11 protein-coding genes are annotated in these 10,108 nt (G+C 70.8%); 9 read left to right on the forward strand and 2 right to left on the reverse strand.

Going from position 1 to position 10,108, the window contains the following annotated elements; translation table 11 throughout:
- Positions 1 to 93: 93 nt before the first annotated feature.
- The 5 genes from VED21_RS02235 to der all read left to right on the forward strand — a co-directional run bounded on the left by VED21_RS02235 (position 94) and on the right by der (position 5,285).
- Positions 94 to 738, forward strand: a complete 645-nt coding sequence (locus tag VED21_RS02235) for a response regulator transcription factor (RefSeq protein ID WP_324880681.1) — start codon at positions 94 to 96, stop codon at positions 736 to 738.
- A 219-nt stretch (positions 739 to 957) separates the two neighbouring features.
- The gene (locus VED21_RS02240; protein WP_324880682.1) at positions 958 to 1,512 is read left to right on the forward strand and encodes a thioredoxin family protein; all 555 of its coding nucleotides are present in this window, start codon (positions 958 to 960) and stop codon (positions 1,510 to 1,512) included.
- Between the two features lie 314 nt (positions 1,513 to 1,826).
- Positions 1,827 to 2,474, forward strand: a complete 648-nt coding sequence (locus tag VED21_RS02245) for a tetratricopeptide repeat protein (protein ID WP_324880683.1) — start codon at positions 1,827 to 1,829, stop codon at positions 2,472 to 2,474.
- Positions 2,474 to 3,817: a PQQ-like beta-propeller repeat protein gene (locus VED21_RS02250; protein ID WP_324880684.1), complete on the forward strand. Its 1,344-nt coding sequence runs from the start codon at positions 2,474 to 2,476 to the stop codon at positions 3,815 to 3,817. The genes VED21_RS02245 and VED21_RS02250 overlap by 1 nt, the downstream gene beginning before the upstream one ends.
- 52 nt (positions 3,818 to 3,869) lie before the next feature.
- The gene (gene der, locus VED21_RS02255) at positions 3,870 to 5,285 is read left to right on the forward strand and encodes a ribosome biogenesis GTPase Der (RefSeq protein ID WP_324880685.1); all 1,416 of its coding nucleotides are present in this window, start codon (positions 3,870 to 3,872) and stop codon (positions 5,283 to 5,285) included.
- A 55-nt stretch (positions 5,286 to 5,340) separates the two neighbouring features.
- Here the strand turns inward: der and VED21_RS02260 are convergent, their stop codons facing one another.
- Complete coding sequence (locus VED21_RS02260; protein ID WP_324880686.1) at positions 5,341 to 5,790, reverse strand: hemerythrin family protein; 450 nt, start codon at positions 5,788 to 5,790, stop codon at positions 5,341 to 5,343.
- A 366-nt stretch (positions 5,791 to 6,156) separates the two neighbouring features.
- Here VED21_RS02260 and VED21_RS02265 point away from each other — a divergent pair, with 366 nt between their 5' ends.
- From VED21_RS02265 to VED21_RS02280, 4 genes are all read left to right on the forward strand, one after another.
- Positions 6,157 to 7,449, forward strand: coding sequence for a pilus assembly protein TadG-related protein (locus VED21_RS02265; protein ID WP_324880687.1), 1,293 nt, complete (start codon positions 6,157 to 6,159; stop codon positions 7,447 to 7,449).
- A gap of 73 nt (positions 7,450 to 7,522) precedes the next feature.
- Complete coding sequence (locus VED21_RS02270) at positions 7,523 to 8,803, forward strand: pilus assembly protein TadG-related protein (RefSeq protein ID WP_324880688.1); 1,281 nt, start codon at positions 7,523 to 7,525, stop codon at positions 8,801 to 8,803.
- A gap of 7 nt (positions 8,804 to 8,810) precedes the next feature.
- The gene (locus VED21_RS02275; protein ID WP_324880689.1) at positions 8,811 to 9,260 is read left to right on the forward strand and encodes a TadE/TadG family type IV pilus assembly protein; all 450 of its coding nucleotides are present in this window, start codon (positions 8,811 to 8,813) and stop codon (positions 9,258 to 9,260) included.
- A gap of 41 nt (positions 9,261 to 9,301) precedes the next feature.
- On the forward strand, positions 9,302 to 9,697 hold the full coding sequence (locus tag VED21_RS02280; protein ID WP_324880690.1) for a TadE/TadG family type IV pilus assembly protein: 396 nt from the start codon (positions 9,302 to 9,304) through the stop codon (positions 9,695 to 9,697).
- 48 nt (positions 9,698 to 9,745) lie between these two features.
- Here VED21_RS02280 and VED21_RS02285 read toward each other — a convergent pair.
- Positions 9,746 to 10,108: SDR family NAD(P)-dependent oxidoreductase (locus tag VED21_RS02285; RefSeq protein ID WP_324880691.1), on the reverse strand; the 363-nt coding region annotated here is incomplete at its 5' end.

Here is a 10,108-nt window from a genome sequence, read left to right on the forward strand (position 1 = left end):
CGGCAGGAAGGTTCGCCTTTCGAGAGCTGGTGGACGCGGGAAAAAGGATAGCGCCGGCGCCTCTGCCGGTTCAGCGAGGGGTGGACGGGAACCATGAAAATTCTGATCGGTGACGACCATCTGTTGTTCCGCGAAGGCCTGCGCCGCCTGCTGGAGCAACTGCATGCCGACGCGAGCTTCGTCGAGGCCGGCACGTTCAACGAGGTGATCGAGCACTGCCGCAGCGGCGAACGCTTCGAAGTGGTCCTGATGGACCTGAATATGCCGAACTGGCCGGGCTTCGACGGCATCCGCGAGGTGCAGGCCCTGCAGCCCGGAACCCCGGTGGTGGTCGTCTCCGCGTCCGAGGCGCTGAACGACATCCGGGGTGCGCTCGACCACGGGGCGACCGGCTACATCCCGAAGTCGAGCAGCGTGAAGGTCATGCTGGGCGCGCTCAACCTCGTCTTCTCGGGCGGCATCTACGTGCCGCCGGGTGCGCTGACCTTCGGTGCCGAGCCGAACGGGCGCCGCCGCCCGCTGGAGACGGCGGCCGAGCGGTCGGCCGGCTACGGCCTCACCCAGCGCCAGCGCGAGGTGCTGGACTGCCTGCGCGCCGGCAAGTCGAACAAGCAGATCGCCTATGAGCTGGGCCTGTCCGAAGGCACGGTGAAGATCCACGTCACCGCGATCTTCAAGTCGCTGGGCGTGAAGAACCGCACGCAGGCCGTCATCGCCGCCGCGCAGATGGCGTCCTGACGCAGCCCCCATCGGCGGCCCGGCGCTTTCGATGTCCGGGCGCCTCCAATGTTTGGCCCGTCGGCTTCGGCCGGCGGGCCGTTTTCTTTTCACCTTCCTCTCGCCGGAACGCGGACGTGCGTCCAAAGGACCCACCCGAAAGGGCGTTGGCCGGCGGATCCCGGCTCCTTATAAATGAGGGACGCCGGTAAGAGCGCAAACGAGGGGGAGGAGACGGCCATGGCCGCGGAAACGCCGATCTGCAACTTCGGCTGGAAGGCCGCCGACTTCCGGCTTCCGGGCGTCGACGGCAGGACGTACGCGCTGGCCGACGTGCGCGGCCCGCGCGGCACGCTGGTGATGTTCATCTGCAACCACTGCCCCTACGTGCAGGCGGTGATCGACCGCATCGTGCGCGACGTCAACGACCTGAAGGCGCACGGCGTCGCCGCCGTCGCCATCATGCCCAACGACACCGCGCAGTATCCCGAAGACGGCTTCGACAACATGAAGCGCTTCGCCGAGCGGCACCGCTTCACCTTCCCCTACCTCCTCGACGACACGCAGGACGTGGCGCGCGCCTATGACGCCGTCTGCACGCCCGACTTCTTCGGCTTCAACGCCGACCTGGAGCTGCAGTACCGCGGCCGGCTCGACGCCTCGCGCAAGGACATCGTGCCCAACGCCCCGCGCGAGCTGTACCACGCCATGCTGCGAATCGCCGAGACGGGGCAGGGGCCGGCCGACCAGATCCCCAGCATGGGCTGCTCCATCAAGTGGAAGTACCCGACCTGACCGGCCCCATGGCGCGCCGTTTCGTTGCAGGGCAATCGCTTGAACGGTTTGCGGCTGATGTACAGCCCCTCTCCCCTCGCGGGAGAGGGGTTTTACCGGCGGCAGCCGGGACAAAGAGTCTCTCTTCCGGCCATCCGGCCGTAATCCCCCTCTCCCCAACCCCTCCCCCGCCAAGGGGGAGGGGCTTTCAAGCAATTGCCCTGCCGTTTCGTTGAGCAACCTTGACCGGGTGCGGGGGCTCTGCTATCCGGCCCCTTTGAGATTCCATGCCGGGCGTCCTCCTGGGCGCCCGCCCACCCGCACGCCGTAGGGCCATGAGCGACATTTTCCAGGAAGTCGACGAGGATCTCCGCCGCGACCGTATGGAGCGCGTGTTCAAGCGCTATGGCGGCTACTTCGTCGCCATCGCCGTGCTGCTCGTCGCCGGCACGGCGGGGTTCAACCTGTGGCGCAACTGGCAGCAGTCGCAGCGCGAATCCGCCACGGCGGCGCTGGTCAGCGCCGTCTCCCAGGCGCGCACCGCGCCGGAGAAGGGCGTGGAGGCGCTGTCGGCCTTCGCCGCCCAGGCCGGCCAGCCGGACATGAAGGCCATCGCCCGCTTCGACGCGGCGGCGGCCAAGGCCGGCACCGGCGACAAGGCGGCGGCCGCGCAGATGTACGATGCCATCGCCGCCGACACGGCGGTGAAGCCGGTCTACCGCGACCTCGCGACGCTGCTGTCCGTCATGCACCAGATGGAGAAGGGCGAACCCGGCCCGCTCCAGGCGCGCCTCCAGCCGCTGACCGCCGACGCCAGCCCCTGGCGCTTCTCGGCGCGCGAGATGACGGCGGTGCTTACCGCCCGCGCCGGCGACAAGGACCGCGCCCGCACCCTGTTCCAGCAACTCGCGGACGATTCCGCGGCCCCGGCGGGCGTGCGCTCGCGCGCGGCCGACCTCGCCGCCCTTTACGGCAAGAGCTGATGACCCGAAAGCCCCACCTGCGCGCCGCCATCCTTTCGGCCCCGCTGTTCGCCCTGCTGCTCGGCGGGTGCGACACCGTCAGCGGCTGGTTCGGCAAGAACGACAAGCCGCCCCTGCCGGGCGAGCGCGTCGCCGTGCTGATGCGCGAGCGCAAGGTCGAGGCGGACGCGCGGCTCGCCGAAGCGCCGGTGACGCTGCCCGCGGCCGTCGCCAACGACAGCTGGGCGCAGGCCGGCGGCAACCCCGAACACATGATGGGCCATCTGGCCCTGGCCGCCAGCCCGGCGCAGGCGTGGCAGGTCAGCGTCGGCAGCGGCTCCTCCAGCTCGCGCATGCTGCTGGGCGTGCCGGTGGTGGCGGGCGGGCGCGTCTACGTCATGGACGCGGATTCGCACGTGGCGGCGCACGACGCGCGCACCGGCGGCCAGATCTGGCGCGTCGACATCCGCCCGGAGAAGGAGCGCGGCGACGCATCGGGCGGCGGCGTGGCCTTCGCCGACGGGCGCGTCTACGCCAGCACCGGCTATGGCGAGGTGGTGGCGCTGGACGCCGGCAACGGCGGCGCCGTCTGGCGCACCCGCGTGGCCGGCCCGGTGCGCGGCGCGCCCACCGTTTCCGGCACGCGCGTCTATGTGCTGACGCTCGACAACCAGACCGTGGCGCTGAACGCCGCCGACGGCAAGGAGCTGTGGAACCAGGCCGGCCTGCACGAGACCGCCGGCCTGCTGGGCGGCTCCAGCCCGGCGACCGACGGCAACCTGGTGGTGCCCGCCTATTCGTCCGGCGAGATCTACGGCCTGCGGCCGGAGAACGGCCGCGTGGCGTGGCAGGACAGCCTGGCGGCCATCCGCCGCAGCGGCGCCTTGAGCGGTCTGGCCGACATCCTGGGCCTGCCGGTGCTCGACCGCGGGCAGGTGATCGCCGTCAGCCACTCCGGCCGCATGGTCGCCATCGACGCCCGCATGGGTGCCCGCGTGTGGGAGGCCGAGGTCGGCGGCACGCAGACGCCGTACGTGGCCGGCGACCACGTCTTCATGGTCACCAACGACGCCGAGGTGGTGGCGGTGACCCGCCGCGACGGCCGCGTGCGCTGGGTCGCCCCGCTGGAGCGGTACGAGAACCCGAAGGACAAGACCGGCGCGGTGCGCTGGGCCGGCCCGGTGCTGGCGGGCGGGCGGCTGTGGCTGACCGGGTCGAACGGCCGCATGGTCGCGCTGGCGCCGGAGGACGGCAAGGAGCAGGGCCGCTACACTTTGCCGGGGGTCACCTACTTGCCGCCGGTGGTCGCCAACAACACCCTCTATGTCCTGACCGACGGTGGGTATCTGGTCGCGTTCCGCTGAGCGGGCCGGGTCCGAAGGCAACTGTGACGGACACGAGGGAGGCTGGCGGCGCATGCCGTTCACCGTAGCGATCGTTGGGCGACCCAACGTCGGAAAATCGACGCTGTTCAACCGCCTTGCCGGCAAGAAGCTGGCGCTGGTCGACGACACGCCGGGCGTCACGCGCGACTGGCGCTCGGCGCCCGCGCACCTGGGCGGGCTGTCCTTCACCATCGTCGACACGGCGGGGCTGGAGGACGTGACCGACGACAGCCTGGAGGCGCGCATGCGCCGCCAGACCGAAATGGCGCTGGAGCGCGCCGACGTGGCGCTGTTCCTGGTGGACGCGCGCGCCGGCATCACGCCGATGGACCGCCACTTCGCCGCCCTGCTGCGCAAGTCGAAGACGCCCATCATCCTGGTCGCCAACAAGGCCGAGGCCAAGGCCTCGCAGACCGCCATCCTGGAGGCGTACGAGCTGGGCCTGGGCGATCCCATCGCCCTCTCGGCCGAGCACGGCGAGGGCCTGGGCGAGCTTTTCGACGCGCTGATGCCCTACGTGCCGCCCGAGGAGGACGAGGACGCCCCCGCGCCGGAAGCGGTGCCGGCCGCCGCCGCGCCCGGCGAGGGCGAGGAGGAACCCGACGGCCTGCCGCCGGAGACGGAGGAGGAGAAGCGCCGGCCGATCCAGCTGGCCATCGTCGGCCGCCCCAACGTCGGCAAGTCGACGCTGCTCAACAGCCTCGTCGGCGAGGAGCGCGTGCTGACCGGCCCCGAGGCCGGCATGACGCGCGACGCCATCTCCGTCGACTGGACGTGGCGCGACCGGCAGTTCCGGCTGGTCGACACCGCCGGCCTGCGCCGCCGCGCGCGGGTCGAGGCCAAGGTCGAGAAGCTGGCGGTCGCCGACACGCTGCGCGTCATCCGCATGGCGCAGGTCGTCGTGCTGGTGCTCGACCCCGACCAGGTGTTCGACAAGCAGGACCTGATCATCGCCCGCATGGTGGAGCAGGAGGGCCGCGCCCTCGTGATCGCCGTCAACAAGTGGGACGCGGTGGAGGACCGGGCATCCGTGCTGCGGCAGGTGGAGGACAAGCTCCAGGCCTCGCTGGCGCAGGTGAAGGGCGTGCGTACGGTGACGATCTCCGCGCTCAGGGGGCAGAAGCTCGACGCGCTGCTCGACGCGGTGATGGCCACCTACGACACGTGGAACCGCCGCATCCCCACGGCGCAGCTGAACCGCTGGATCAAGGGCGTGGTCGAGCACCACCCGCCGCCGCTGGTCGAGGGCCGGCAGGTGAAGATCCGCTACGCCACGCAGGTGAAGGCCCGGCCGCCGACCATCGCGCTGTTCGTCAACAAGCCGCTGGAACTGCCGGAGAGCTACCAGCGCTATCTGGTCGCCAGCCTGCGCGACACCTTCGACCTGCCGGGCGTGCCGGTGCGCCTGCTGCTGCGCAAGGGCAAGAACCCCTTCGCCGAGGATTGACGCGGAAGCCCCTCCCCCGCGACGGGGCAGGGGCTTTCGTCACGCCGCCCTTTCGTTATGCCGCCATGACGCCGTCGGCCGCCGCGGCGCGCTGTTCCTTCAGCCACGCCGCGAACTTGCGGTCGGCGGTGTTGATGTGCAGCAGCAGCCAGTTCGGCAGGAAGCTGCCGATGTAGGCGATCAACTCCTCCTCGCCCGTCTTCCCTTCGGTGACCGCGTGCAGCTCGGCCGCCGCGCGGGCATGCTGCGCCCGGTGGTCGTCCAGGTGGGGGTAGCCGGTTTCCTGCATCAGCGCCTCTTCGTTGGCGAAGTGGCGTTCCGTGTAGATCAGCGCCTCGACGATCGCCGCGTAGACGGCGGCGGGCGCCTCGCCGTCGGCGACGGCCTGCTGGAAGGTGCGGACCAGATCCAGCCAGACCTTGTGCTCCTCATCGATGGCCTCGACGCCGAGAGCCAGTCCGTCGTTCCAATGCAGTGTCGGGTGCGTGGCGAAAACCGGCTCCATGATGATCCTCTGCGGCCTGGGATGCCGTGGGAAAGCAAGACGCATGCCGGCCCCTGGAACGCCGATTCGCAGGCGGTTCATGTAGGGAATTCGACACAAATGGCCGCAATCCTTGTGCGGGAATCCGCACATTCCCAGGGCAGCGGGTTGCTTCGAATTTCGAACCAATCTGTCGGCGGACTCGCTGCAAGCCGGAAGTAATCATGAAAGAAACCGGGCGGCTCGTCTTTGGCCGTCTTGTGACAATCACTGTAACAATATTGAAGCGGGATGGCATCCGTCGTATAATCGCCAAGATGATCCGCGCCCGTGCGCGGTCGGCCGCCTTCGGGGCGGTGGAGCGGAGTGAAGGCCATGGTGCGGCGTATGACGATCTCCCGGAAGCCGCCGGCGCGGCTGTGGCGCGACGACTCCGGCGCGGTGGTGGTGACCCTGGCGCTGGCCGTGACGGCGCTGATGGGGCTGCTCAGCGTCGCGGTCGAGGTCGGCTCCTGGTACGTCGTGCGCCGCAACCTGCAAAGTGCCGCGGACGCCGCCGCGTTGGCCGGCGCGCTGGAATACGCGCGCAGCACGCCCGGCCGCGTCGCCGATTCCGCGACGCGCGAGGCCGTGCGCAACGGCGCCGTCGCCGGGACGGACACCATCCTCGTCAACTCCCCGCCCGCCAGCGGCGCCTTCAGCGGCGACCCGCAGGCGGTGGAGGCCATCATCACGCACCCGCAGGGGCGCCTGTTCACCGCGCTGTTCGGCAGCGGCACCGTTCCCATCACCACCCGCTCCGTCGCGCGCCTGCGCTCCACGGGGGAGGCGTGCGTGCTGGCGCTGGACCGGGCGGCGTCGGGCGCGGTGACGGCGCAGGGCAGCGCCGTGATCAACACGCAGGGCTGCGTGCTCGCCGCCAATTCGGTGAGCGAGACCGCCATCGACCTGGGCGGCAGCAGTGTGGTGGCGGCGGATTCGCTGTGGACGTCCGGCAACTACGCGCTGGGCGGCTCGACCAACGCCAGCTTCGCCCGGCCTCCCGTGGCGCACGCCTGGGCGCTGCCGGACCCCTACGCAGACCTGACGATCCCGGCGCTCGGCAACGCCTGCCCGAACAACAACACGCGCATCCAGAACGAGACGCGCACGCTGACCCCCGGCGTCTATTGCAACGGCATCACCGTCGGCGCGCACGGCGTCGCCATCCTGGAGCCGGGCACCTACTACATCAACCGCGGCAACTTCGACGTCGGCGCACAGGGGACGGTTCGCTGCAACTGCACGGCACCGAACGGCGTGACCATCGTGCTGACCAGCACCTCCAACACCACGCAGATCGGCGGCGTCGACATCAACGGCGGCGCCACGGTGACGCTGCGCGCACCCAGCGACCCGAGCTACGCCTATCCCGGCGTGCTGTTCTTCCAGGACCGCCGGGCCTCGGCCAGCGGCGAGAGCCGGCTGAACGGCGGCGCCACCATGTCGCTGAACGGGGCGCTGTACTTCCCGGCGCAGGCCATGCAGTGGAACGGCAACAGTTTCGGCGGGACGCAGGGCTGCGTGCGGATCATCGCCCGCACGGTGTCCTTCAGCGGCAACACGGCGCTGGACGACGCGGGCTGCGCGGCGCAGGGCGTGCGGCCGATCGCCACCACCTCGGCCACGCTGGGTGAATAGCGGGCGTGTGGCCTGCGGAGTGCGGAACATGGGCGCGAACGGTGGCTTACGGGGGGGCTTACGGGGCGGCTTGTTGAGGCGCGGCGCGGCGCGCCTGGGGCGCGGCCTGGGGCGCGACGAGGGCGGCGCCGTGCTCGTCATCATCGCACTCGCGCTCACGGCGCTGCTGGGCCTGCTGAGCGTCGCCATCGAGGTCGGCACCTGGTACACGGAGCGCCGCTCGCTTCAGACGGCGGCCGACGCGGCGGCGGTGGCCGGCGCCCTGGAGATCGCCCGCGGCACGCCCGCCCGGATGATCAGCGCGGCGACGGCCGAGGCGGCGCGCAACGGTTCCGGCGACGACCGCGTCGCCGTCAACAACCCGCCGCTGTCCGGCCCGCTGGCCGGCCGCGCCGACGCCGTCGAGGCGATCGTGACGCGCGAGCAGCCGCGCCTGTTCTCGGCCATTGTGCAGGACGGCACGGTGACCATCACCGCGCGCGCCGTGGCCCTGACGCGCGACGCCGGGGAGGCCTGCGTCCTGGCCTTGGACGGCGGTGCGGCGGGTGCCGTCAGCGGCAACGGCAACCCCAGCGTGGTCATGCCCGGCTGCATGATCGCCGCCAATTCGAACGCCGCCTCGGCGATCAGCTTCAGCGGCAACGTCAGCCTGCAGGCGCAGTCGCTGTGGACGGCCGGCGGGGTCGCCATGAACGGCAACGTCAACCTGATGCTGGCCCGCGCGGCGACCACGCACGCGTGGCCGCTGCCCGACCCCTACGCCGACGTGCAGGTGCCGCCCGTCGGTCCCTGCAAGTACACGAACCACAAGGTCAACAAGAGTGGTAGGTTGAAGCCGGGCGTCTATTGCGGCGACCTGACCATCACCGGCAACGCCACCGTCACGCTGGAGCCGGGCGAGTACATCATCAACCACGGCGACCTTTCGGTGCAGGGCAACATCACCATCGACTGCGACTGCGGCACCGGCGAGGGTGTGGCCATCGTCTTCACCAGCACCACGGGGGCCGGCCAGATCGGCGGCGTCGACGTGCGCGGCAACGTCTCCATCACGCTGCGGGCGCGCTCCTCGGCGACAGCACCACTGCGCGGCATCCTGTTCTACCAGGACCGCAACGCGCCCGCCGGCTCCAACGTCTTCAACGGCAACGCCGCGTTGGACGTCACCGGCGTCATGTACTTCCCCGCGCAGACGGTGGAGTGGAAGGGCAACAACAGCACGCAAGGCGCGGGCTGCGTGCAGATCGTCGCCCGGAAGGTGGTCTTCACCGGCAACGCGGCGCTGGGCAACGACACCTGCACCGACCTGGGCGCGCGGCCCATCGCGTCGTCCCTCGCCCGGCTGGGGGAGTGAGGGCGCCATGACGCGGCTCCTGTCCTCCTTGAAGCGGCTGGCGGCCGCGCGCGGCGGCAACATTTCCGTCGAGTTCGCGCTGGCGCTGCCGTTCCTGCTGCTGATCCTCGGCGCGGTCATCGATTTCGGCCGCGCCGCCTACGACCGCATGGCACTGGAGACGGCGGCGCGCAGCGCCGTGCAGTACGCCCGCGCCAACCCCAGCGACACCGCCGGCATCCGCCGCGCCGCGCTGAACGCCGGGGGCGTGGACCCGTCCGCCGCGGTGGCGTCGCGCCAGTTCTGCGAGTGCCCCGGCGGCGGATCCAGCCCGTGCACCAGCGTCTGCGCGTCCGGCGAGGCGCCGCAGGTCTTCCTGGAGGTGACGATCAACGCCGGCTTCACGCCGCTGGTGCCGGTGCCCGGCCTGCCCGAACTGGTGTCGCTGGCCGGCTCCGCGACCCTGCGTGTTCAGTGAGGGCGTGTTCAGTGAGGGCGTGTGCAGTGAGGGAGGCGGCGATGCTGCGACGCCTGTTTGCGGATCAGCGGGGGAACGCGGCGGTGGAGTTCGCCTTCATCCTGCCGGTGTTCCTGATGATCTTCCTGGGGATCTTCGAATTCGCCGGCTACATGTGGGTGCGCAACACCGTCCAGTTCGGGACGGAGGAAGCCGCGCGCTTCGCCATGGCCAACACCGACGCCACCACGGCGCAGGTGGCGAACGCCGCCCGCGCCAAGATGACCACGCTGGACGCGGCGAGCCTCAGCGTGGACGTGCAGCGGGTGGTGGACGACGGGACGACCTTCGTCGTGGTGTCGGCCACCTACACGCGCCCCGGCGGCTTCCTGTCCGGCCTGTTCCCCACCGACCTGACCACCGCGACCGGCCGGGCGCGGGCGCCGCTGGTGCAGTGAGATGGGTTCGCCACCGTCCGCGAAGCGGCCGGACGGTGGCGAACGGCATCAATACGCCCGGACGATCTCGCCGTGGCGGGTGCAGGCCGGGTCGGCCAGATCGACGAACGGGCCGGTGACCGATTCCGGCGGGGGCAGGGTGTTCGGATCCTCGCCGGGGAAGGCCTGCGTGCGCATGCGCGTGCGCACCACGCCGGGATCGACCAGATTGACGCGCAGGTTCGACTTGGAAACTTCCAGCGCGTAGGTCTGCACCATCATCTCCAGCGCCGCCTTGCTGGCGGCGTAGGGGCCCCAGTAATGGGTGGGGCCGTGCGCCGCACCCGAGGTGACGAAGATCGCCCGCCCCGAGTCGGAGGCGCGCAGCAGCCGATCCGTGCTGCGGATCAGCCGGTAGTTGACGGTGACGTT

This window comes from Azospirillum sp., assembly GCF_035627195.1.
GTDB lineage: Bacteria > Pseudomonadota > Alphaproteobacteria > Azospirillales > Azospirillaceae > Azospirillum.

Excerpts from the sequence above, each read along its gene's own strand:
- VED21_RS02235 (WP_324880681.1), top strand. The coding sequence starts at position 94 with ATGAAAATTCTGATCGGTGACGACCATCTGTTGTTCCGCGAAGGCCTG.
- VED21_RS02240 (WP_324880682.1), top strand. The coding sequence starts at position 958 with ATGGCCGCGGAAACGCCGATCTGCAACTTCGGCTGGAAGGCCGCCGAC.
- VED21_RS02245 (WP_324880683.1), top strand. The coding sequence starts at position 1,827 with ATGAGCGACATTTTCCAGGAAGTCGACGAGGATCTCCGCCGCGACCGT.
- VED21_RS02250 (WP_324880684.1), top strand. The coding sequence starts at position 2,474 with ATGACCCGAAAGCCCCACCTGCGCGCCGCCATCCTTTCGGCCCCGCTG.
- der (WP_324880685.1), top strand. The coding sequence starts at position 3,870 with ATGCCGTTCACCGTAGCGATCGTTGGGCGACCCAACGTCGGAAAATCG.
- VED21_RS02260 (WP_324880686.1), bottom strand. The coding sequence starts at position 5,790 with ATGGAGCCGGTTTTCGCCACGCACCCGACACTGCATTGGAACGACGGA.
- VED21_RS02265 (WP_324880687.1), top strand. The coding sequence starts at position 6,157 with ATGACGATCTCCCGGAAGCCGCCGGCGCGGCTGTGGCGCGACGACTCC.
- VED21_RS02275 (WP_324880689.1), top strand. The coding sequence starts at position 8,811 with ATGACGCGGCTCCTGTCCTCCTTGAAGCGGCTGGCGGCCGCGCGCGGC.
- VED21_RS02280 (WP_324880690.1), top strand. The coding sequence starts at position 9,302 with ATGCTGCGACGCCTGTTTGCGGATCAGCGGGGGAACGCGGCGGTGGAG.